The 22,098-nt window shown below is 43.9% G+C and carries 20 protein-coding genes; 2 read left to right on the forward strand and 18 right to left on the reverse strand.

Going from position 1 to position 22,098, the window contains the following annotated elements; genetic code table 11:
* Positions 1-5 precede the first annotated feature (5 nt).
* The 3 genes from NSU11_RS16480 to NSU11_RS16490 all read right to left on the reverse strand — a co-directional run bounded on the left by NSU11_RS16480 (position 6) and on the right by NSU11_RS16490 (position 4,059).
* Positions 6-1,043 (reverse strand): sugar-binding transcriptional regulator, encoded by a 1,038-nt coding sequence (locus tag NSU11_RS16480; protein WP_024423502.1) that lies wholly within the window; start codon positions 1,041-1,043, stop codon positions 6-8.
* 309 nt (positions 1,044-1,352) lie between these two features.
* Positions 1,353-2,726 carry an amino acid permease gene (locus NSU11_RS16485; RefSeq protein WP_234107949.1) on the reverse strand — a complete coding sequence of 458 codons (1,374 nt, stop codon included), beginning with the start codon at positions 2,724-2,726 and terminating at the stop codon, positions 1,353-1,355.
* A gap of 139 nt (positions 2,727-2,865) precedes the next feature.
* The gene (locus NSU11_RS16490; protein ID WP_024426076.1) at positions 2,866-4,059 is read right to left on the reverse strand and encodes an ornithine--oxo-acid transaminase; all 1,194 of its coding nucleotides are present in this window, start codon (positions 4,057-4,059) and stop codon (positions 2,866-2,868) included.
* A 199-nt stretch (positions 4,060-4,258) separates the two neighbouring features.
* Between NSU11_RS16490 and NSU11_RS16495 the strand changes: the two genes are divergently transcribed.
* Positions 4,259-5,695: a sigma-54-dependent Fis family transcriptional regulator gene (locus NSU11_RS16495; RefSeq protein ID WP_025094033.1), complete on the forward strand. Its 1,437-nt coding sequence runs from the start codon at positions 4,259-4,261 to the stop codon at positions 5,693-5,695.
* 30 nt (positions 5,696-5,725) lie between these two features.
* On the opposite strand, the gene NSU11_RS16500 is transcribed toward NSU11_RS16495, so the two are convergent.
* The gene (locus NSU11_RS16500; protein ID WP_024423507.1) at positions 5,726-6,463 is read right to left on the reverse strand and encodes a FadR/GntR family transcriptional regulator; all 738 of its coding nucleotides are present in this window, start codon (positions 6,461-6,463) and stop codon (positions 5,726-5,728) included.
* Between the two features lie 171 nt (positions 6,464-6,634).
* A complete protein-coding gene (rpoN, locus tag NSU11_RS16505) occupies positions 6,635-7,933 on the reverse strand; it encodes an RNA polymerase factor sigma-54 (RefSeq protein ID WP_149126278.1) in 1,299 nt (432 codons plus the stop codon).
* Between the two features lie 70 nt (positions 7,934-8,003).
* Between rpoN and yvfG the strand changes: the two genes are divergently transcribed.
* On the forward strand, positions 8,004-8,219 hold the full coding sequence (yvfG, locus tag NSU11_RS16510; protein WP_342493675.1) for a protein YvfG: 216 nt from the start codon (positions 8,004-8,006) through the stop codon (positions 8,217-8,219).
* Between the two features lie 21 nt (positions 8,220-8,240).
* On the opposite strand, the gene NSU11_RS16515 is transcribed toward yvfG, so the two are convergent.
* The 13 genes from NSU11_RS16515 to NSU11_RS16575 form a co-directional block, all read right to left on the reverse strand.
* Positions 8,241-9,566, reverse strand: coding sequence for an MATE family efflux transporter (locus tag NSU11_RS16515; RefSeq protein WP_149126277.1), 1,326 nt, complete (start codon positions 9,564-9,566; stop codon positions 8,241-8,243).
* 135 nt (positions 9,567-9,701) lie between these two features.
* The gene (nikE, locus tag NSU11_RS16520) at positions 9,702-10,517 is read right to left on the reverse strand and encodes a nickel import ATP-binding protein NikE (protein WP_149126276.1); all 816 of its coding nucleotides are present in this window, start codon (positions 10,515-10,517) and stop codon (positions 9,702-9,704) included.
* A gap of 13 nt (positions 10,518-10,530) precedes the next feature.
* Positions 10,531-11,346 (reverse strand): ABC transporter ATP-binding protein, encoded by an 816-nt coding sequence (locus NSU11_RS16525; RefSeq protein ID WP_187470515.1) that lies wholly within the window; start codon positions 11,344-11,346, stop codon positions 10,531-10,533.
* A gap of 4 nt (positions 11,347-11,350) precedes the next feature.
* Positions 11,351-12,184: a nickel ABC transporter permease subunit NikC gene (gene nikC, locus NSU11_RS16530; protein WP_024423513.1), complete on the reverse strand. Its 834-nt coding sequence runs from the start codon at positions 12,182-12,184 to the stop codon at positions 11,351-11,353.
* Positions 12,181-13,125, reverse strand: coding sequence for a nickel ABC transporter permease subunit NikB (nikB, locus tag NSU11_RS16535; protein WP_024423514.1), 945 nt, complete (start codon positions 13,123-13,125; stop codon positions 12,181-12,183). Before nikB ends, nikC begins: the two co-directional genes overlap by 4 nt.
* Before the next feature lie 18 nt (positions 13,126-13,143).
* Positions 13,144-14,766, reverse strand: coding sequence for a nickel ABC transporter substrate-binding protein (nikA, locus tag NSU11_RS16540; RefSeq protein ID WP_342493676.1), 1,623 nt, complete (start codon positions 14,764-14,766; stop codon positions 13,144-13,146).
* 149 nt (positions 14,767-14,915) lie between these two features.
* Positions 14,916-16,094 carry an aminotransferase class I/II-fold pyridoxal phosphate-dependent enzyme gene (locus NSU11_RS16545; RefSeq protein WP_151862880.1) on the reverse strand — a complete coding sequence of 393 codons (1,179 nt, stop codon included), beginning with the start codon at positions 16,092-16,094 and terminating at the stop codon, positions 14,916-14,918.
* Positions 16,094-16,780 carry an acetyltransferase gene (locus tag NSU11_RS16550; RefSeq protein WP_024423517.1) on the reverse strand — a complete coding sequence of 229 codons (687 nt, stop codon included), beginning with the start codon at positions 16,778-16,780 and terminating at the stop codon, positions 16,094-16,096. Before NSU11_RS16550 ends, NSU11_RS16545 begins: the two co-directional genes overlap by 1 nt.
* Positions 16,743-17,336 carry a sugar transferase gene (locus tag NSU11_RS16555; RefSeq protein WP_133744547.1) on the reverse strand — a complete coding sequence of 198 codons (594 nt, stop codon included), beginning with the start codon at positions 17,334-17,336 and terminating at the stop codon, positions 16,743-16,745. The genes NSU11_RS16550 and NSU11_RS16555 overlap by 38 nt, the downstream gene beginning before the upstream one ends.
* A gap of 20 nt (positions 17,337-17,356) precedes the next feature.
* Positions 17,357-18,871 carry an MATE family efflux transporter gene (locus NSU11_RS16560; protein ID WP_133744546.1) on the reverse strand — a complete coding sequence of 505 codons (1,515 nt, stop codon included), beginning with the start codon at positions 18,869-18,871 and terminating at the stop codon, positions 17,357-17,359.
* A 28-nt stretch (positions 18,872-18,899) separates the two neighbouring features.
* Positions 18,900-19,928 (reverse strand): polysaccharide pyruvyl transferase family protein, encoded by a 1,029-nt coding sequence (locus tag NSU11_RS16565; RefSeq protein WP_342493677.1) that lies wholly within the window; start codon positions 19,926-19,928, stop codon positions 18,900-18,902.
* 5 nt (positions 19,929-19,933) lie between these two features.
* On the reverse strand, positions 19,934-20,956 hold the full coding sequence (locus tag NSU11_RS16570) for a glycosyltransferase (protein ID WP_103131641.1): 1,023 nt from the start codon (positions 20,954-20,956) through the stop codon (positions 19,934-19,936).
* Between the two features lie 27 nt (positions 20,957-20,983).
* A complete protein-coding gene (locus NSU11_RS16575; protein WP_025094022.1) occupies positions 20,984-22,087 on the reverse strand; it encodes an EpsG family protein in 1,104 nt (367 codons plus the stop codon).
* Between the last annotated feature and the right edge of the window lie 11 nt (positions 22,088-22,098).

The following is a 22,098-nucleotide window of genomic DNA, read 5'->3' on the forward strand; positions in this document are numbered from 1 at the left end:
ATGTTTTATATTGAGGGATCAATTGACTCCCTTAATAACTCTTTTGCGGCTCCTTCGTCTGTGACGAGAACCGTTCGGCGCGGTTTTTTGAAATAAGCTTCAATCGCCCCCGCCTTTGATGATCCACCTGCAACAGCAATGATGTGTGGAATGCTTTCTAGATCATCTAGCTGCATGCCGACGGAGTGCACTTTGTGTACGACCTCACCATCACGATTAAAGTAATAGCCAAAGGCCTCTGTCACTGCGTCATGCTCATCAATCTTTTTTAAATCTTCAGCTGGTGTATTTCGTCTCATCGCCATTGTCTTTGCTTCACCAATACCATGAATAAGCATCGTGGACGATTTAATCGTTTGAAGCACTTCTTTGACGGACGGCTCTTCAATAATGGAAGAGTAAGCACCTTCTGACAGCTGCCCTGGAACAAACAGCAGTTTGTAAGTACCGGAAGCTTTTTCAGCCATGTGGGCACAAATGGTGTTTGCCTGATTTTTTACATTCTCCCCAAGACCGCCTCTCGCAGGGACAAACATCGTATCGCGGTTTTTGGCATCAGGGGTCATCATTTCGGCAACGGCTTCCATCGTCGTTCCGCCAGTGACGGCGACGATATTATTTCCAGTAAACCTTTTTTTCATGCATTGGACAGCAGCTCTTCCCATTTCTTGCTTCACCCACGGGGATTCGTCACTGTCTCCAGAAACGATCATGACTTCTTCCAGGCCTAACTTTCTCTTTAATGTATTTTCCAAAAAGGTTAAACCTAAAACGTCCTTCATCATTCCTTCAAGCATTTCAAGCAAAGCGTGACCCTCACTCGTCAGCATCATACCGCTCGTTTTCACATCCAGCAGATTTTGTTCTTTTAAAAACTGAACTTCAGCACGTAAGATGCGCTCACTGAGACCAAGACTTGTCGCAAGACTTCTGCGGCCAATCGGTTCAGCTAATCTGATGTACTGCAAAATGTCGTAGCGTTTTTGCATAACAATGAGAAGATCTGGCAATAATTTTTTTTGAGCTTCCAATAAACGATTCATGGCTAACGACCCTTCCTTTTCACGTTGGACTAAAAACGTCCCACTGTGACAAAAAACGTCCCGCCACAGCCAAAAAAAATCAATCCCTGCTTTCTTTAATTATTTTAACAGGATAATCTTGCATTTTCAACTCTTACAAACACATTTAGACAAAAAATAGACACATTTTCACCGATAGCCTGCTTGTCATCAAGGTTCTTGCGATGATATTTCTTTTCAAAATATTTATTTTCTTTTATATAGAATGTATTCACGATGGAAAATGTGCATGCTGGTGATATGAGCATGCACATTTTTTTCAGGACCTGCTTATGTTTTTGTGATGGTTCCAAACTGTTTGGCCTCTTCCTTCGGTTTGATTTTGAGATAATAAATAATGTAGCAGGCAGCCATGAACGGGATTCCGCAATAAAGACCGATCCGCTGATCCTCGATAAAAAATAAGCTGATGAGGACAATGCCAAATGCGATAAAGCCTGCTAGTGGAACAAATGGATAGAGCGGTGTTCGGAAGACGAGATCCTTTACATCTCCGCCCGCCTTTAGGAATTGTTTTCTAAAGAAATACTGAGACAAGCAAATAGACATCCATACCACAACAAGAACCATACCAGAAATAGAAATGAGCCACACATACACCGTTTTTGGAGCCACAACACTTGTCAGCAGGGATAGTGCAGATACGACCATTGTCACCAATAGTGCATTGATCGGAATTTTACGCTTGGACAGCTTTTTCGTAAATTCAGGTCCTTTCCCGTCTTTCGACAGCGACCAAAGCATACGTGATGATGCATATAATCCAGAGTTTGCTACAGATAATACGGCTGTGATGATGATAAAATTCATGATATCTGCCGCATATGGTATACCGACCTTGTCCAGCACGACGACAAACGGGCTGTCGACAGTGCCTGCTGTCTGCCACGGAAGAAGCGCGGCCAGAACCGCAATGGATAAAACGAAAAAGACCATCGTTCTCCAAATAATATTTCGTATAGAACGAGGCAATGTTTTTTCAGGGCTTTCACTCTCTCCTGCTGCAATCCCTACAAGTTCTGTTCCTTGGAAGGAGAAATTGACCGTGACCATGGTTAATAAAATAGCAAAAACGCCGTTAGGAAATAGTCCGCCATGATCCGTCAAATGACGAAATAGAGGGGCTGGTTCTCCATCTTTCAGATGAATCATTCCGAAAATTGCGCCAATTCCAATGATAATAAATAATAGGATGGCAGCGACCTTAATGGCTGAAAACCAAAACTCGGTTTCAGCAAAGCTGCGAGCTGAGATGGCATTCACGGCAAATAAAATCACGCTAAATGCAAGACACCAAAGCCAAACAGGGATATCTGGGAACCACCTTTGGAGCAAAATTCCTGCTGACGTAAACTCCAGTCCTATTGTACATGCCCAGCTAAACCAATAAAGCCAGCCGATCATAAAGCCTGTGGACGGACCTATATATTTGGTTGCATACTCCTGAAAGGAACCCGCTGTAGGCATCGCCACCGCTAATTCTCCAAGACAGAGCATCACCAAATACATTAACAATCCGCCAATGATAAAGGATAGAATGGCTCCCCCGGGTCCAGCCTGATGGATAATGAGTCCTGACCCAAGGAAAAGACCAGTACCAATGACGCCGCCTAAGGCAATCATAAAGAGATGCCTGCTTTTCATGGAACGTTCTAGTTCATTATGCTGTTCTTGGTTCAAATCCGCTTCCCCACTTTCACTCTTCTATTCATCATCCTTTGACAAAATTCGCTGTTCGTTGAAAGAGAAAGGGAGAAAGTGAAGGTTTCTCCCCCTTTGACATTTATGCTTGAAATAATGCTTCAATATGACCAATCGCCCAGTCTAAATCTTCTTTAGATATCGTGAGAGGCGGTGCAAAGCGGATGACGGTCTCATGAGTTTCCTTACATAACAGCCCTGCTTGTTTTAGCTTCTCACAATAAGGTCTCGCTGCCTCTGTCAGCTCCATGCCGATAAATAATCCGCGGCCCCGCACTTCCTTGATGACAGGACTTTGAATGCGCGTGAGTTTGTCTTTTAAGTATTCGCCAAGCTCCAAAGAACGCGCTGCAAGGTTTTCGTCGATTAAGACATCCAGTGCAGCCAGCGACACCGCACACGCAAGAGGATTTCCGCCGAAGGTAGAGCCATGAGATCCAGGGTTAAACACACCTAATATATCGCGGTTTGCGACCACACACGAGATTGGGAATACACCGCCGCCTAAAGCTTTTCCAAGAATCAGCATATCTGGCTCAATGTCTTCCCAGTCACATGCAAACATCTTACCTGTTCGCGCTAATCCGACCTGAATTTCATCCGCAATGAACAGCACATGTTCTTTTTCACAAAGCGCTTTCGCTTCCTTCAAGAAGCCTTCTGGCGGCATGACAATTCCCGCTTCTCCTTGAATAGGTTCGATCAGAAAAGCCGCTGTTTGTGGTGTGATGGCTTCACGTAACGCTTCAATATCTCCGTAAGGAATCAGTTTAATGCCTGGAAGCATTGGACCGAAACCTCTTTGATATTCTGCTTCAGAAGAAAGGGAAACAGCTGTCATCGTTCTGCCATGGAAGTTACCGACGCACGCAATGATTTCTGCGCGATTGTCTTCGATTCCCTTGACGTCATAGCCCCAGCGTCTTGCTGCTTTTACAGCTGTTTCTACAGCCTCAGCGCCAGTATTCATCGGGAGTGCCATCTCTTTATTCGTCATTTGACAAATTTTCTCATACCAAGGGCCAAGCTGATCATTGTGAAAAGCTCTTGAAGTCAGTGTCACACGGTCTGCCTGTTTTTTGAGCGCCTCAATAATGCGGGGATGGCGATGGCCTTGGTTCACCGCGGAATACGCACTCAGCATATCCATATATCGATTGCCTTCAGGGTCTGTCACCCAAACTCCTTCAGCCTCTGAAATCACAATTGGCAGCGGATGATAGTTTGCCGCACCGTATTGTTCGGTTTGTTGAATCAATTCATTTGTCTGTGTCATCGTCTATTCCTCCTTCTATAAGCTACCCTCTTTTATCTACACACATATGATATGCAAGGATCGTGCCAACTTTCTGCCCGCATTGTAGCGGTGATTGATCTGATTCTTTATGCAAAATATCTTTGCATCTGCCAAATTTTTTAGAGGGAACCGCAAAATTTTTCATGTTAAAATAGAGGTAACGTCTGGAGGTGCTTCAATGAAAGAAGATCAGTATACTGCAAAGCTGGAAAATGAGATTGATCTGTATAAACAAATGCTTGATTTAATAGATGTCGGGGTTCATGCAATTGACGAGAATGGCAATACTGTTGTTTATAATAAAAAAATGATGGAGATTGAGTCTTTGAAACGCTCTGATGTTCTCCATAAAAATGTATTAGACCTCTTCGTCTTCCAAGACGAAATGCACAGTACGCTTGTCCAAGCGCTGCGTACCGGGAAACAAACCGTTCATGCAAAGCAGACGTATCATAATTACAATGGAAAAGAAATCACAACGATTAATCATACATACCCGCTCGTTCGAGACGGCCTTATCCAAGGAGCGGTTGAAATTTCGAATGATGTGACGAAGCTGGAACGGTTGATTCATCACAATATGAAGAAAAAAGGAAGCACGCGCTTTACCTTTGATTCCATTATTGGACAAAGCCCTGCGTTTTTAGAGGTGATTGAGCATGCAAAACGAGCGACACGCACCTCTTCCTATGTGCTCATTGTTGGAGAAACAGGGACAGGAAAAGAACTATTTGCGCAAAGTATTCATAACGGCAGCAGCCGATCATCTGGACCATTTATTACCCAAAATTGCGCGGCACTGCCTGATAATCTCATTGAAAGTCTGCTCTTTGGTACACAAAAAGGGGCTTTTACAGGCGCAACTGATCAGCCCGGCTTATTTGAACAGGCGCAGGGAGGTACACTGCTGCTTGATGAGATCAACTCATTAAATCCTGGTCTTCAAGCAAAACTGCTGCGTGTATTACAGGAGAAACGTGTGAGAAGGCTTGGCAGCACAAAAGAAATCGCTGTTGATGTAAGAGTCATTGCCAATATGAATGAGGATCCTGTAGATGCAATCGCAGGCGGACGCATGCGCAAGGATTTATTTTACCGGCTGGGTATTGTCACCCTATTTATTCCGCCGCTTTCTGAACGAAAAGAAGACATTCCTACATTTGTCAGTCATTTTATTCAAAAATATAATGAGCTGTTTCAAATGAAGGTGAAGGCGGCTGATGAAGAGGTACTAGCCCTTTTTCAAGCGTATGATTGGCCGGGTAATGTACGAGAACTGGAGCATGTGATTGAAGCGGGGATGAATATGATGATGGATGAGGATTACTTATGCATGCATCACCTTCCATATCATTTTAGATTTAAACATAGGGAAGGCCGTCCTGCAGCGCAATTACAGACGAACCCTTTGCAGCATACCGCAGCTGACACGTTTATTTATACAAGCCCAGAACATACGACTGATTTTCAAACCCAAATGGAACGATTCGAAAAACAATACATCGTCCATTACTTAGAAAAAATGGACGATAATATTTCACAGACTGCAAAGTTATTGGGCATGAGCAGGCAAAGTCTGCAATATCGCATGAAAAAACTGCATATTTCTCGTTAATAATAGAGCTGTGCCCTCATTCGGCACAGCTTACTGTGGTTCTGACTGTCCTGCCGGTTCTTGACTCACATCACTCAGCAGTTTTTCTACATTTTTTAAATGCGTGAGCATCGCTCTTTCTGCTTCTTCTGGCTGTCTTGCCATGACGGCTTTGTAAATGTGTTCATGTTCTTTGTAAAGCTGCCGAATGGAGGCTTTTCTTGAAAATAAGACGACTTTTCTCGTCTCCCGCATCGTTTCTACCAGCAAGGTGGAGACCTGATTCATTAACGCTTTTAATAAATCATTCTTTGAGGCTTTGGCTAAAGCGAGATGGAATGCGAGGTCTGCCTCTTCACCAGTTTCTTTATGTGCTTCTGCGAGTTTCATTTGTTCGAGTGCCTCACGCAGCTGATGAAGGTCATCGTCCGTTCGCATGAGCGCTGCCTTTTTAACAGCACCCGTCTCAATTATGGTTCTTAATTCAAGGAGCTGTGTGACATCATGCTGCTTCATCAAAAATGCAGGAGACAGGCTAAATGTGAGCTGCTCAGGATCAAACTGCTTCACATATGTGCCTTCCCCTTGCTTCATCTCTATTAATCCGATCGCTTTGAGAGCAGACAGTGCCTCTCTTACAGCGGAACGGCTGACTTGAAAGCTTTCTGAAAGCGCTTGAACCGAATCTAATTTTTCCCCTGGAAGAAGCTCACCTGTACGAATGGATTCAATTAATGCATCCGCAATTTCTTCATATATTTTTTTTGTTTTAATTTGTTTATATTTCAATTGGTCTCACCTCATCACTGTTGTCTATCCCTATCGGCTCATGCCCTATCTTATACTTTACCCCAAAATTTCCGATCACACGTCTCCCCTCTTTAATTTTCAAGAAATCTTCGAGCTGCCTTGCTTTCAACAAAAAAGAAGCACGTGCCATGTTCTGGCAAGTACTTCTTTTTAATCGTATCGCTTCCGCAGCGTAGAGGACGGAAGATTCATTTGTTCACGATATTTTGCAATGGTTCTGCGCGACGCGCGGATGCCAAAGGTTTGCTGAAGCAGTGTCATGATTTGCTGATCTGAATACGGTTTTTTCTTATTTTCCGTTTGGATGAGCTCTGCAATGTGCGTTTTGACTGTGTAGCTGGACGCCTCTTCTAGCGAATGCCCTTCTAATTTCGCTTGGAAAAATTGTTTCATTTCCATAAGACCATAAGGGGTTTGCACCATTTTCCCTTTTACAGTCCGGCTGACTGTTGACTCATGGACTTGCAGTATATCTGCAATCCGCTTCATCGTAAGCGGTTTCATTTTATGTTTCCCTGTTAGAAAAAAATCGGTCTGATGTGAGATAATCTCACGAACGACATGAGTCATCGTTTGCTTTCTTTGCTTCAGCGCTTGGACAAGCCAATTGTACTGCTGCTCTTTTTCCTTTAAATACGCATATGCTTCATGCCGCTTTTGGTCTTGAATCATGGCGAAGTAGCCTTCATTCATTTCTACGTCTGGAAAAGCGCGCTGATTCAGCTCAAATGTGATGTGATCCTGCACCACAGTAATTGTCACATCAGGCTCTATATACACATGCTCTTCATCAAATGAGAAATGAAGGCCTGGTCTTGGTTCAAGCTGAGACACTTCATCTTGTACCGCCTGGAGTGTTTTCATTGAAACACCTGTTTTGGCCGCAATTTCCTTCCAAGCCTTCCTGGCAAAAAGAAAGAAATGCTCTTCGATGATCAGCTCGGCTTCATACCAGCGCTTCTTTTTCCTTCTCAGCTGAAGGAGGATGCATTCCTGCAATGATCTTGCGCCAATCCCGGCAGGCTCCAGCGATTGCAGCTGATGAAGGACAGCTTCTACTTCTTCAGCTGGCACCTCTAAGACAGCTGCCATTGCGTCAATCGGTTCATTTAGATAGCCATTGGAATCAATGGAGTCAATCATAAAGTGAAAGATTCTTTGATTCTTTTCACTTAAATTCAAATCAATCGCCTGTCTTTTTAAAAACATTTGCAGGCTTTCTTTTTGATGCGTTCGATACGGCTCTGTCATTCGATCTTGTGATTTTTTATGATAAACTGGTTGATAGCTGTCCGTGTCTTTCCGCTCAATCAGAGGGTTCTCAAGCGCTAACTGGTCAAGATACTCGCCGAGCTCTGCGCAATTCAGCTGCAGCAGCGTAATGGCCTGCCTAAGTTCTTGTGTGAGCACCTGCTTTAATACCTGTTCTTGTTGCAGTTTAAGGCTCATTGTCTCCCCTCCCTCTCATCATTTTACATGAAGATTGACGGACCGTATATACGAAATAGGAGTGATTTCTATGTCTGAACTTTTTTCCGTTCCATACTTTGTCGACAACTTGAAGCAGCACATCGCCATGAACCAAAATGAAGACAAGGTTCATGCGATGAATGCCTATTACCGCTCAGTGGTGTCAACGCTTGTTCAAGACCAGCTGACCAAAAATGCGGTTGTATTGAAGCGAATTCAGTATCTTGATGAAGCCTATCAAAAGGTGAAAAAAGAAAGCGAATGAACGAAAAAGAACACCCTTTTGTCAAGATGGCAAAGGGTGTTTATCATATGCAAAAAGCTTCTGATCCAGCCTCGATTTATACATCATTAAAAAGCCAGACCGCCCTACAGTATAGATGATAAAGGCAAACCATAGGCCATGATTGTGCCAAATGGGCGTGACTGCGGTTTGAACGACGATAAACAAAATCATCGCAAACAGCATCGAATTTCTAACAGGGGCAATTTCTGTTGCACCTGTAAATACGCCGTAAATGACCAATCCGAAACAAGCTGCAAATGGATAAAGAACAAGCCAGTCTGCATAGTGTAATGTCACATCTAGCAGCTGAGGGAGATTTGTAAACAAGCTCAATATCGGCTCTTTTAATAAAAAATAAACCGCCGCAATGACACATGCCATCACAAGTGCCCACTGCCTCGAAAGGGTTAAGGTTTTTTCATAAAGGGTGCGGTCATTTGCACCAACTGACCTGCCAACAAGGATGCTGGACGCATTGGCAAAACCATCGAACAAATAAGCCATGATGTAGTGAATTTGAAATAAGATGGCATTGGCTGCCAGCAGCTCTGTACCAAAAGAAGCACCTTTTGCCGTAAACATATTGATGACCACTAGCAGACAGATCGTCCTAATGAACAAATCTTTATTCACATGAAACATTTTCTTCACTGCCTGAGTATCCATGATTTTCTTGATGGAAGGCATCTTGAATCCGTTTGACGAATGCTTCAGAATGATCCATGCCCCTAACACAAAAGCGGTTAGTTCAGATATCAATGTCGCCGCCGCTACCCCTTTGACTGCAAACGAAAACACATGAGCAAGCAGAAATGCGAGCGCCATATTCATGACATTGATCAAGATTTGTAATGAAAGAGCTTCTTTCATTTTAGCCATCCCCATCAGCCAGCCCAATATAACATAATTCATTAAAGTAAATGGCGCTCCCCAAATGCGAATATGAAAATAGTCTGCGGCAAATTGACGGACATCAGCATCAGGAGAGATCACTAGAAAAGCAGATTGAATGATCGGCCATTGCAGGGCAATAAAACAAAGTCCGACAATGATGGCGACAAAAAAAGGTCTTAGAAAAGCAAGAACGCCCTGCTCCTCATTCTGTGCACCGTTTGCCTGGGCGGCAAAAGCAGATGTACTTACCCGCAAAAAACCAAACAGCCAATATAATGTACTGAAAATGAGACTGCCGACCGCAACGCCTCCAATATAAGCGGGATTTGCCAGCTGACCGACAACCGCTGTATCAACAGCTCCCAGTAATGGAGTGGTCATCGTTGAAATTGTTAAAGGAATGGCCAAAGCTAAATACGCTCGATGGTTCACGATGCCACCTGCCTTTCATGAAAAATAGCCTCTTTCTAAAAGAGGCGCAGATTGCCTGCAAAGGGGCTTTCGCTCTTTGCTTTTTACCGAATGCGACGCTTTGGCTGCACGCTGAGGCATTGATAAAATGAAGTTTTACCGAACCGGTCTGCCAATCGTTCGTGACAAAGGATGGTCTGCGAGCATTGCATCTCTCATTTTCCGCACCGCTTCCTCTTCTGATGAAAAGAAGTCATCCTTTGATTGAAATTGGGCAGCTAGCTCTCCTTGATCAAGAATCGCCAATTGATCACATAAGTGATAGGCTGCTGTTATATCATGTGTAATAAATAAGTAAGCCACACCGAGCTCCTTCTTTAATTCTACTAATAAATCTAAAATGACAGCCTGCGTCACCATGTCTAAGCTGCTGACAGATTCATCAAGCACAATGAGCTTTGGCTGGAGCAATAAAGCTCTAGCGATGTTGATCCTTTGCAGCTGGCCGCCGCTGAATTGGTGTGGATATTTACACAAATCCTTTTCACCGAGCCCGACTCTTTCCAGCCAGTGAATCAATACATTTTTACGTTCCTTCCGGCTCATGGATTCGTAGTTTTCAAGCGGCTCAGATAAAATTTGTTCGACTGTCCACCTTGGATTTACCGCCGAATAGGAATCCTGAAACACCGCTTGCACATGCCGGCGAAAATGCTTACGTGTTTGCTGATCTGCACGATAGACATCCTGACCTTCGAAAAGAACCTGTCCAGCTCTTGGCTTCTCTAGACCAAGTATGATGCGGCCAAGTGTACTTTTCCCTGCGCCGCTTTGCCCTAGCAGCCCAAGGCAGGTGCCTTCTTCAATAGTTAAATCGACGCTTTTCAGGACAGGGGCTGCTCCTTTTTTTCTCATTAGAAACGACCGGTTCGTGTATGCATGACTGACTGCTTTCACTTCTAATAAATGCAAGGGCCTTCTCACCTCAAATCGGGCAAACAGCTGGAATCGATGGACGAGCTGCTAATAGTTTTTTTGTATAATCATGTTTTGGTTGTTCAAAAATCTCAAGAACTCCTGCCTTTTCAACAATTTCTCCTTGTTTCATGACGACAACTTGATCTGCCATTTCAGCAATGACACCAAGATCGTGGGTAATGAGTAAAATGGCCGTTCCATAGTCATGACGAATTTGGTTCAAATGCTGAAGCACCCGTTTCTGATTGTGTACATCTAATGCAGTTGTCGGCTCATCTGCAATGATGAGGGGCGGGTGCATACAGGCAGCCATGGCGATCATGACACGCTGCAGCATCCCTCCGCTTAATTCAAAAGGATACTTATTGAACAGCTGGTCTGGCTGCGGCAGATTCATTTGCGCTAACGCATCTATTGCCTGTGATCGTGCCTGACTTTTACTGACAGCCGTATGCCGGCGGATCGTTTCAACCAGCTGATGGCCGATTGTCCATACCGGCGTAAAGCTGTTCATTGGATTTTGCATAATATACGAGATGTCTTTGCCCCGAATGGAACGCATATCCTTTTCACTTATACCGATCAATTCTCGTCCCTGTAATGTGATACTGCCAGTGACTTCCGTTGTTTTTCGATCAAGCATATGCAAGATCGACATACTTGTCACTGTTTTTCCGCAGCCGCTCTCACCAATTAATCCAAGGATTTGACCGTGCCCTACTTCAAACGAGACTTCTTGAATAAGAGGGGTTGTCCCTTGAGGAGTTATCGTCTGCACATGCAGGTTCTCTACTTGTAAAATGGACTCTTGCACATTGATCATTCCTTTACACACGGCGTTTGATGCCATATTTCTCTGAAAGGGCTTCTCCTAGTAAATTAAACAGAACCACCACAGCCATGATCACAAGACCTGGGTACAGCATTAACTGAGGATTCGTTTGAATGTAAGATTTCCCTTCATGAATCATCGCTCCCCATTCAGGCATAGGAGGCTGAACCCCTAATCCGAGGAAAGACATCGCAGAAATGTCCATAATCGCCCATCCCATTTCAAGTGTTCCAATGACTGCTAATGGCGGCAGGACATTGGGAATCATATGCTTTCTCATAATGTTCCAATGCGAGGTCCCACTGATTTTTGCAGCTGCAATAAAGTTCTGTTCTTTTAAACTGAGCACCATTCCTCGGAAGACGCGGGCATAATATACCCATTGCACAAGCATCAAGGCAAGTACGACTTGAGGAAGTCCCGGACCGAAGATGCCGACTAATCCAAGAATCAGCACCAGGTTGGGAAATGCCATGACGCCGTCACAGATTCTCATCAAAACATGATCGATCCAGCCGCCTTTGTATCCTGAAAAGAGGCCGACAATTAATCCAATGAATAACGAAGAAAGAAAGATTAATAACGCACAGCCGAGCGAAACACGCGCACCATATAAAATACGAGATAAATTGCATCGTCCTAATTGATCTGTTCCAAGAGGATACTCCCACGAAGATCCCTTTAGCTTCATTGCTAGATTGACAGCAGCCGGATCATGTGGAGCGATCCATGGTGCACATATTGTGACAATGAGCAGGAGACCGAGCAGCAAAGCGCAGATCGAGATCATCTTTTGATGAACGAAGAGATGTTTTACTTTTGTCATCATTGCTGGCGGCCTTCCTTTCTAGAAATACGGGGGTCTATGATCAGCTGAACTAAGTCAACGATCAAGCTGCTCAAGATAAAAATACATGCCGACATGAGGACATAAAATTGAATGACAGGCAGATCTCTGTTAAAGATCGCTTCAATAAAAAAGCGGCCAAACCCTGGCCATGAGAAAACGGCCTCTACAATAATGGTTCCGGTTAACAGCTTGCCAAGGTTCACCCCTAGTCCGGTCAGCATCGGCGATATCGCAATTCTGAACACATGCTTGAACATGATCGATTGTTCCTTCAAACCTCTGATTCTCGCATATTGAACGAAAGGCTCTTGAAGCGCCTCACTCACACTTGACCGTAACAGCCTTGTATACGTAGCAATTAAAGGGACTGCAAGTGTGATCGAGGGCAGAATGAGATGCTCCCATGTTCCAATCCCTTCAACTGGTAAGAGGTCAAGTTTCACTGAAAAAAAGAAGATGAGCAAATACCCCAAGACAAACGTCGGGATAGATGCTCCTAAGAAAGAAATGAGCCGGCTCACATGATCCACGGCACCATTTTTCCTCATGCCGCTGAAAAAGCCGAGCGGAATGCTGACACAAATAGCGATCAGCAGACTGGTAAGCGCCAATTGAATTGTCGCCGGGATTCGATAAATCACCTCATCAACGACAGGCTGATTGGACATATACGACCGGCCGAAATCAAGGTGAATGACTTTTTCAATGGTATGAAGATACTGCATATAAAACGGCTCATCTAAGCCGAATTCACTTCGTTTTTGCGCTAATATTTCATCCGTAGGCTGGATATGAGCCGCTGCTAAATATGCCTCTGCCGGGTCAACTGGCGAGAGGTGAATCATACCAGTTGTGAGCAGTGTGGCTAATAAAAATACAGGAATAATTGATAGCACTCGTTTGACGATATAGCGGCCCATTTCCTTACCTTCTTTCTGTTACTTCAGCTTCATGCCTGTGAAAGGATGTTCATCACGATTTGCAGGGAATTCAAAGTCCTTCACAGCTTTTTGATAAACGGCTGTCTTTTTAAAATAAGAGATTGGCACAATTGCCCCTTGATCCTGTAAAGAGGATAAGACAGACGAATACAGTGCTTTGCGTTTCTTTTCATTTGTTGTGGATGGAATTTCCGTCATTTCTTTGATCAGTTTTTCCTTATTTGGATAGGCTGAAATGGCTTCTTTGAATCCAAAACCATCTGATGAAAGAACGTTCATAAATGTATGCGGATCATACGGCGCTCCGTAGTTGCTAAAGAAGTTCATATCAAACTTATTGGCTTTAAAGCGTTGAACCTGTGTGGCCAAATCCACACCCTCAAGCTTGACGCCGACACCAACGGCTGCCCATTCTGCTTGCAGCGTTTCCGCCATCGCTTTTTGAATTGATTCCGCTGAGTCATACATCATACTAAACTCAAGCTTTTTCCCATCTTTTTCACGAACGGATTTTCCTTTTGGAAGTGTCCAGCCCGCTTCATCCAGCAATGCTTTGGCTTTGTCCACATCATATTTGAAAGACTTCACTTGAATGTGTGACGTATACGGCATATTAGTCGGCAGGATGTGATCTGCTTCTTCCTCTAAACCTGAGGTGACCCCTTCTACCATTGATTTTTTATTGAAGGCATATTGAAGGGCATGACGCACTTTCTCATCTGACAGCTGATCCACTTTTGTGTTCATAACAAGCTGTCTCGTTGCAACAGGCTCTGACATTTTCGTTTCATACTTACCGCTTGCTTCCAGCTGTTTGTAGGAATCAAGGCTAATGGTTCCTTCTCCGTAAAGTAAATCCACATCACCTTTTTCAAATGCCATGACTCTCGTTTCCACATCTGGGATGACCTTTACCTTGATTTCTTTTACCTTTGGTTTTTCTCCCCAATAATGATCGTTTCGTTCGAAAATGGCATAATCATCTTTCTTATATGTTTTTAAAACCCAAGGGCCTGTCCCCACTGGTTTTTCAATTCCTTTTGACGTATCTCCGTTTTTAGGGAAACCTGCTTCACCTAAGAAACGAACTGGACGAACAACGGCTAATTCTTGCACAGTTGGATAGTATGGTGCTGTTAAAGTGAGTTTAAATGTCTTTTTATCAACGGCTTCTGTCTTTTTGATTTTCTTAATGACACCTAACCAGCTATGTAAATCTTTATTTTTTAAAATTGTATCGAAGTTCTTTTTGACAATGTCCGCATTAAATTCAGAGCCGTCTGAGAAAGTCACTCCGTCTCTTAAATGGAACGTATACACCTTGCCATCCTTTGAAACATCCCATGATTTCGCTAATTCAGGTTTCAGCTTACCATTCTTTTGATAGCTGACCAATGGCTCATAAATCATTGATTGCGCAAATAATTGTGATGGGTTGTATACGTGTGGATTCATTTCACCAATATCTCTTGGCCACGCCATTGTGATCATATCAGGATGATCATTATTGCCTTCTGCTCCATTGTTTGTTTGAGAGCATCCTACTAGTAAAAAGAAAATAAGCAGGAATGGTAATACTGAATTTATTTTAATTTTCGGAAAATTTCTCCAAATAGACATAAGTTGCTCCTCCTAATTGATGCTGATAATCATTTTCATTTTAAGGAGGAAGGAAGCCGTTGTCAATATCATATTTGAAACGAAATGACAATACTTATTCCGATTTATTCCATAAATTGAGGAATTTGATAGAAAGAGAGACAGGCTGCTTACGAATGAGCAGCCTGTGAAGAGGTAAATGTTTTTTCTCGCAGCATGTCATGGAGTATATGGATGATACGTTCCTGATCTGCATCTGTCATGCTCGTTCCAGACGGAAGACAAAGCCCCCGCTCAAATAACAGCTCAGATACAGGAGTGCCTTTTTCCGCAGTATAAAAAGGGCAATGACGAAAGAGCGGCTGCTGGTGCAGCGGCTTCCATACATGCCTTGCTTCGATTTGTTCTTTTTCTAAAGCACCAATGATATCTACTGGAGACAATTGTGTGTCACGATCAATGGTCAATGCCGTCAGCCAGCGGTTGGATTTCGTTTCTTGATATTCTGGCATCAAATGAAGTCCCTCTGCTTCTGATAAAGCGTCCTGATAACGCTGAAAAATGCGGCGCTTTTGTTCAACACGCTCGTCCAGCACTTCCATTTGAGCAATCCCGACTCCTGCTAAGAGGTTGCTCATGCGATAGTTGTATCCCATCTCTTGATGCTCATAGTGCATCGCTTTTTCTCTGGCCTGTGAAGCAAGAAAGCGGCATCGTTCAATCGCAGCTTCATCATCACTCACAAGCATTCCGCCCCCTGATGTTGTAATGATTTTATTTCCATTAAAAGAATAGATACCGAACCTGCCCATTGAGCCGCTTTTTCTTCCTTTATAAAGCGCACCTAACGATTCAGCCGCATCCTCAATGACTGGTACATCATATGCTTCACACAGAGCCATGATCTCGTCCATTTTTGCGCTTTGCCCATATAAATGGACAACGATGACCGCGCGAGGTTTTTTCCCAAGACGTTTTGATTCAAGCAAGGCTTTCTCTAAAGCAAGCGGGCACATATTCCATGTCTCCCTTTCAGAATCAATAAAAACGGGCTCCGCTTGTTCATATAAAATCGGATTTGCCGTTGCAACAAACGTGAGGGTGGAACAAAAGACAATGTCTCCTTTTTGCAAACCTATCAGCTTTAAAGCAAGGTGAATCGCTGCTGTTCCTGAGGATAAAGCCGCTCCTGTCTTCACTCCTGCATAGTCCGCCACCGCCTGTTCAAATTCATTCACAAGCGGTCCAAGCGGCGCAATCCAGTTGCTCTTAAAAGCTTCCTCTATTTTGAAAGACTCTTTTCCGCTCATATGCGGAGGAGATAAGTAAATTCGCTTCCTTTCTTTCATCACTTCCCACCTTCTCTCCGATCTTTGATTTCTATTGCAGGAATTCCTACAGCGACCTTCTGATCATGTATATCTCTTGTCACTGCTGCTCCAGCACCAATGACGGACCAGCTTCCAATCGTTATACCCGGTGTCACCACGGCACCAGCCCCAACATGGGCACCTTCCCGCACGGATACACCGCCAGTCAGCACCGCGCCTGGTGACAGGTGCACAAACGATTCGAGTATACAGTCATGCTCGGCGATAGACCCTGTATTTACAATCGTATGCTCACCGATGGCTGCATCTGCTTGAATAACTGCCCTTGCCATCACAACAGTCCCCCCTCCAATGACAGCTGACGGACTCATGACCGCCTCTGGGTGAATCAATGTGGCATATGCTGTGTCTTCAAATGAAAGGCGTTCCTTCATGAGCTGTCTGATCTCATTTTGTCCGATCGCAATCAGCCATTTCATATGAGGCATTGTCTCTTTCAGCTGCTCACTCATGGAGATCGGTCCATACAAAATCCCGCTTTGAGTGACCGTCTCTTCAAATTGATCATCTAACACCGCACATAATGAGTAATCGGCATGTGCAAAAATGAGATCTTGAATGACTTTGCTATGTCCTCCGGCCCCAATTAAACCAATGGTTTGCTTCTTACATATTGGTTCCTTTAAATTTTTCAGCTGTGGCATGATCCGGCTGCTGCACCCCCTCTGTTTTCATGACTTTCAGCAAGGTCATCCATAAAATTTTCATATCGAGCCAAAACGATTGATGCTCGACATACCAAAGGTCATAGGTGAATTTCTCCTCCCAAGAAAGCGTGTTCCGGCCGTTCACCTGTGCCCATCCTGTTATGCCGGGCTTCACAAGATGACGCCTTGCTTGTTCTTCTGTATACATAGGCAAATACTCCATTAAAAGCGGTCTTGGCCCGACAAGACTAAGCTCTCCTTTGAGTACATTGACTAGCTGCGGCAATTCATCAAGACTAAGCTTTCGAATCAAGGCACCGGTTTTTGTTAATCGCAAATGATCTGGCAGCAGCACCCCATGTTCGTCTCGTTCATCTGTCATCGTCCGAAATTTATATAGCATAAAAGGCCGGCCATACAGACCAGGCCGCTTCTGCCGAAACACCACAGGCGTTCCAATTTTCCATCTAATCAGTCCATAGATGAGAAGTAAAAGAAGACTGCCTGCGATGAGCAGCGTCAATGCCACCATCACATCTATCATTCTTTTCATCATTGCATCTCCTTTTCATATTAGCGGGAGACCGCATGTTTTACCTTACGCATCAGCTGCATCCGCTCTCGTTTCGTTCCTGCAAACACATACAAGTAGCCCATATAGAGAATGAAACAAAGCCCTCCAATACAAAACAGCTCCCACCATGAAGTCACGTTATATACCGCCTGAATCCCCGCACAGATGCCCCAAATAAATAGCCCTCCAGCAAGTGGAACCAGTGTATGCTTGTAAAAGATAGTGCGTTTCTGATTCGTGATCCTGGCCGTATAAAATGGCAGAAACACAATATTTTTAATCAATAAAACCATTGCCCCCGCTGATGCAATGCCATATAAACCAAGCTGCAGCATATGAGTCAATCCATAGGCAAAAAGCACATTAGATACACCTAATATAAGGGTGACAACTGCAGGAACTTTCAATCGATTAAACACGGTCGGCACATATGTGAGCGGTAAAAACATCAAGGTCAAACATAAATAAGCCGCATGAATCATGAGAAGCCATTTCAGCTCCTCAAAAGCAGGCCCAAGCCATAAAAGCATGAGTGGACCAGCGAGACCTCCTAGAAGTGCGGCTGGGAACGCAACAAATAAGCCGCTCCACTTAATGGCGTTTGCAGCATATTGAATGAGTCCCTCTTTGTCCTGATTCGAATAAAATTTCGTGATCGTTGGTGCAAACACAACGGCCAGTGTCCCTGCCAGTGTGCGTAATAATAATGGAAACTGTAAAATTGCCGCATATTGGCCCGTTGCTTCCGCTCCAATGAGCAAGTTGGTCATCAATAAATCAATTTGTAAAAACAACAAAATCCCCATTTGCTCAAATGAATGCCAGATCCCTGATCGAACAAGTGTGAGACTAGACGATAATGAGACGTGCCGCCACTTAAATGAAAACCAAGGGATGAGTTTCTTAAAATAATAGATACCGATTCCCATAGCCGCTAAGCTTCCTATGACGGCCGCAAGCGGGATATGCCAAATGGCTGGTGTCGTCCATGTAAACAGGATGACAATCATCAGCGCCCTCAAAAACATTTGAATCGCCTGTCCAATACTTGATACATAGAGCTTATTCGCATAAAACGGTGCAGCCCCAATGCCAGACATGACGAAATTGAGCATAAATAAAAGACCCCCTAAAATAAAGGCGGTCTGTGTGTCTTTTGCGAGATGAACAGGTACATGAAGCCATTCAACCAGCTGATGAGACACGAAAAGACAAAGCAAAAAGAGACTAATAGATAGTAAAAACGAACTGACGAAATAGGAAGCGAGATAGCGCTGCGCCTTCTCCATCTCTCCTTTATGAGCCGCCACAGAAAAAAATCGCACAACAACCGCACTTAACGAAGCCGTAATGACCGATAAATAGTTGATCATATTTTGCGTCAGATGGATTAAGCCGAATGCTTCCACTCCAAGCGTATGAACAATATAAGGTGTTAAACAAACAGACATAAGCATCATCAGGACAAACGTGATTAAGTTCGCACTGGCATTATAAAGAAACGCTCGATTCATTGTGCTTTCACGCAGCGTTTAAGAGCCCTCATCCAGCTTCCTCTCCCTTTTGACCGCTTGTTTTCATCAGCTGATGAACGGCCTCTTTCACAGCGGCCTCATTTGGTTCTTTTAAAAGGGTCATAAACGGAAGATGAGCCACCCACTCAAAACCCTCCATCACCTTATGATCAAAAGATCTAAGGACAACACACGGTGTATGAGTGATCGCACAAAAGATCATACCATGCAGACGATCTGTCACGACGACTTGCGCTTGTTTTAACTCCGTCCACAAAGACGTTAACTCCTCTAAGCGAGTTGTTCGATCGACTCGTTTGCCAATTGTCGTTGTGATCAAACCGACTTGATCATATGTCTCTTGGATATGCTGCTGCAGCTGCTGGCGCTCCTCCTTTGTGAGATATGCTTCTTGATCCTCACGCAGACAAAGCAGAACCCCTTTACGTGTTTCATCCTTTGATGATTCGTCTAATGACAGCACCATATCAGGCTGTTTCCACACATCTTGATCAGGAAAATGCTGCTTCATCCATTCATAGGTTGTTTGATCTCTTGCCATGAGGAGCAGTCTTGGATGCTGACTATACGTGTGAATGGCGCGGCGTTCCTCTCGTTTCCCTCTCTTTGTTTCTGTAAAATGTACAGTAGCAGGCAGCTGGATCATGGGATAGGACTCGAAGGTCTTGATGATAAATTGTCTCGTCCATTCTTCGTACCGGTATAAATCCCCCATATTGCCCCCACCGATCATACAGACGATGTCTTCTGGATGCCGGCTGCGCTTTAGTGGACGGGCAAGGCGGTAGATCTCTTTCATGTCCACTTCTATGATGTTATAGGCTGGAAAGTGTTTCTTTAAAAAACAATAACTCGCATAGGCAATCGCATGATCCCCTAAATTATCATGGCCCGGCAGCAGCGTGAGAATGATTTTCTTCTGATGACTCAGCTCTGGCAGCCTTTGGCGGCTCAATCTATACTCAAGCGGATATTTGACCTTTAAGAGCAGCCACTCTGCGGTTTTTGCCTTCAATTGCTGCACTGTCAATCCCATCACCCCTATTTCCTTGTCTGATATTCGATCCATTTTTGATAGCTAGAAGCCGCGGCAGAAAGCGGATAAACCAATCGGCACTTCGCAAGAAATAAAATCATTCGCTTTCGTACTGTGAGCTTCGATGGTTCCACTTGTTTGACGGCATGCTGAAAAGCATCATGTGTGACCATTTCACGCATGTGATCAAGCTTTTCCTGAATAGAGAGATCATTTTGGCTCTTCCATTCGTTGAGCATACAATGAAGCGTATGATTGACGATAAAAAAGTCTAATGCCTTCTCATACAGAGAGATGTCATCATGCTCTTTTAAAAAAGAGCGCTGTGCATGATAAAAGGTCAGTCCATGATGAAAATACTGCTTCTGATATCGCTGTACAATAGATGACAGATGAACCCTGTAATAATAAAGAGGCTCATGAACAAAAGCGATACTGCGTGCTAAAGAAAAACAGCGCAGCGTCACATATTGATCTTCAATGTTCTCAAGCTCACCCCGCAGCGGAAATCGAATGTGGTGTTTTTCCATAAAGGCACGCCGATACAGCTTATTCCATGAGAATCCAGTCAAGTCTCCGTGTAATAACGCTTTGATTACATCCGTTTTTTCTGCTGAGCGCTTGTCTAACAGCGTCGTTGCTATCGTTCGCTTTGACTGTTCAAATTGAATCCAATACTCGCTCACAACAAGATCTGCCCCGGTCATTTCGGCTTTTTCATACATAGCTTCACAGTAATGAGGAGCGAGAATATCATCTGAATCCACAAAGGCGAGATACGTCCCTTTCGCTTCCTCGATGCCCCGGTTTCTCACAGCGCCTAACCCTTGATTGGATTGATGGATTACCCGGAAACGCTCATCACGCTCAGCAAATGCTTCAAGCCATTCACCGCTGCGGTCGGTCGATCCATCATTGATAAGAATGACTTCTATATCGGAAAAGCTTTGATCTGCAATTGATTGAAGACATTGCTCCACATATTGACTCGTATTGTAAACTGCGACCAATAGACTGATAGCTGGCATTACAACATGCCCCACCTTTCTTCAAATCTACTTATTAAATATCGTTCTATACGGCAAAACCGAGGAATCGAACGGCATCAGCATGATGCTGTACAGAATATAGCAAACAGCAATCCCTACATACATAAACACATTAGACCGCTGATCAAAAATGCGTGTGAAATATGGCAGTAAAATGAGCTGATACAAGCCAAAATAAATATGAAATCTTGCATAAATGACATCCTTCGTTGCAAGGATGCCAAACAAGAAACCAAGCAAACAAAAATTCACAATGTAATCACTCTCAGGCGTCAGCTCACGAAGTCGTTTTCGATAAAAGAAAGCAAGCAGAAGTGGCAAAATCAAGACACCGATTTTTGTCACATTCATTCCATTCGTATTCGTTGTGAGCCATTCCTCGTAATGACCATATGAACTGCCTTGCAGCATCACGACAAACACCGAGACAAAACGGTCATAAAGAGCGGTTAAGCCTAAGAACACCAGGCATAAAACCAGCATCATCCAAGACCAAGCCTTTGTTCTCACAATAAAATACACAGGAATCATGATGAGAGCGGATGAATGAAACAATGAACATACAAGGACGAGCGGAAAATACAATTTCCACTGTCCATTGATCACCAACCGGATGGCATAAAAAAGAATCGCTGCCACCATATACTGGCGCATCCCATTAAATGACGCATAATAATGAAAGGTCCCAAGAAAAAGCAGCATACTCAGCTCAAATGGACGGCCATATTGAATAAGCGTCTTGATGATAAAAAAATAAGTAATGGCTCCGACTGAGATATACATGATTTGCGGATCATGAGACAGTTGATTAAGCATCCATAAAATAAACGTAAACCCCGGATCCGTTGCGGCCTTATCCACACCGAAGCCGAATATATGCCAAGGCTTTTCGTAGTTGATGGAGAACTCATACATCTGGCCATATGTGACAAAATCGGTTCCTACTTTATACCGAATACCAGCTACGATACAAAGAAACAGAAACGGAAAAAACACCAGAAGCTTATTAGGCCGCCATCCGCTTTGAATGGTATCATCACGCCTGCCGTAAAATGCGGCAAAGCTCGACCATAAATAGACCATGATCATGTTCACCAAATAAACCGCCATCTGCCCTTCCT

Origin of the sequence: Bacillus sp. FSL R5-0712 (assembly GCF_038593285.1) — a bacterium.
Lineage (GTDB): Bacteria > Bacillota > Bacilli > Bacillales > Bacillaceae > Bacillus > Bacillus safensis.

Excerpts from the sequence above, each read along its gene's own strand:
- NSU11_RS16480 (WP_024423502.1), bottom strand. The coding sequence starts at position 1,043 with ATGAATCGTTTATTGGAAGCTCAAAAAAAATTATTGCCAGATCTTCTC.
- NSU11_RS16485 (WP_234107949.1), bottom strand. The coding sequence starts at position 2,726 with ATGAAAAGCAGGCATCTCTTTATGATTGCCTTAGGCGGCGTCATTGGT.
- NSU11_RS16490 (WP_024426076.1), bottom strand. The coding sequence starts at position 4,059 with ATGACACAGACAAATGAATTGATTCAACAAACCGAACAATACGGTGCG.
- NSU11_RS16495 (WP_025094033.1), top strand. The coding sequence starts at position 4,259 with ATGAAAGAAGATCAGTATACTGCAAAGCTGGAAAATGAGATTGATCTG.
- rpoN (WP_149126278.1), bottom strand. The coding sequence starts at position 7,933 with ATGAGCCTTAAACTGCAACAAGAACAGGTATTAAAGCAGGTGCTCACA.
- yvfG (WP_342493675.1), top strand. The coding sequence starts at position 8,004 with ATGTCTGAACTTTTTTCCGTTCCATACTTTGTCGACAACTTGAAGCAG.
- NSU11_RS16525 (WP_187470515.1), bottom strand. The coding sequence starts at position 11,346 with ATGATCAATGTGCAAGAGTCCATTTTACAAGTAGAGAACCTGCATGTG.
- nikC (WP_024423513.1), bottom strand. The coding sequence starts at position 12,184 with ATGATGACAAAAGTAAAACATCTCTTCGTTCATCAAAAGATGATCTCG.
- nikB (WP_024423514.1), bottom strand. The coding sequence starts at position 13,125 with ATGGGCCGCTATATCGTCAAACGAGTGCTATCAATTATTCCTGTATTT.
- nikA (WP_342493676.1), bottom strand. The coding sequence starts at position 14,766 with ATGTCTATTTGGAGAAATTTTCCGAAAATTAAAATAAATTCAGTATTA.
- NSU11_RS16545 (WP_151862880.1), bottom strand. The coding sequence starts at position 16,094 with ATGAAAGAAAGGAAGCGAATTTACTTATCTCCTCCGCATATGAGCGGA.
- NSU11_RS16550 (WP_024423517.1), bottom strand. The coding sequence starts at position 16,780 with ATGCCACAGCTGAAAAATTTAAAGGAACCAATATGTAAGAAGCAAACC.
- NSU11_RS16555 (WP_133744547.1), bottom strand. The coding sequence starts at position 17,336 with ATGAAAAGAATGATAGATGTGATGGTGGCATTGACGCTGCTCATCGCA.
- NSU11_RS16560 (WP_133744546.1), bottom strand. The coding sequence starts at position 18,871 with ATGAATCGAGCGTTTCTTTATAATGCCAGTGCGAACTTAATCACGTTT.
- NSU11_RS16565 (WP_342493677.1), bottom strand. The coding sequence starts at position 19,928 with ATGGGATTGACAGTGCAGCAATTGAAGGCAAAAACCGCAGAGTGGCTG.
- NSU11_RS16570 (WP_103131641.1), bottom strand. The coding sequence starts at position 20,956 with ATGCCAGCTATCAGTCTATTGGTCGCAGTTTACAATACGAGTCAATAT.
- NSU11_RS16575 (WP_025094022.1), bottom strand. The coding sequence starts at position 22,087 with ATGGCGGTTTATTTGGTGAACATGATCATGGTCTATTTATGGTCGAGC.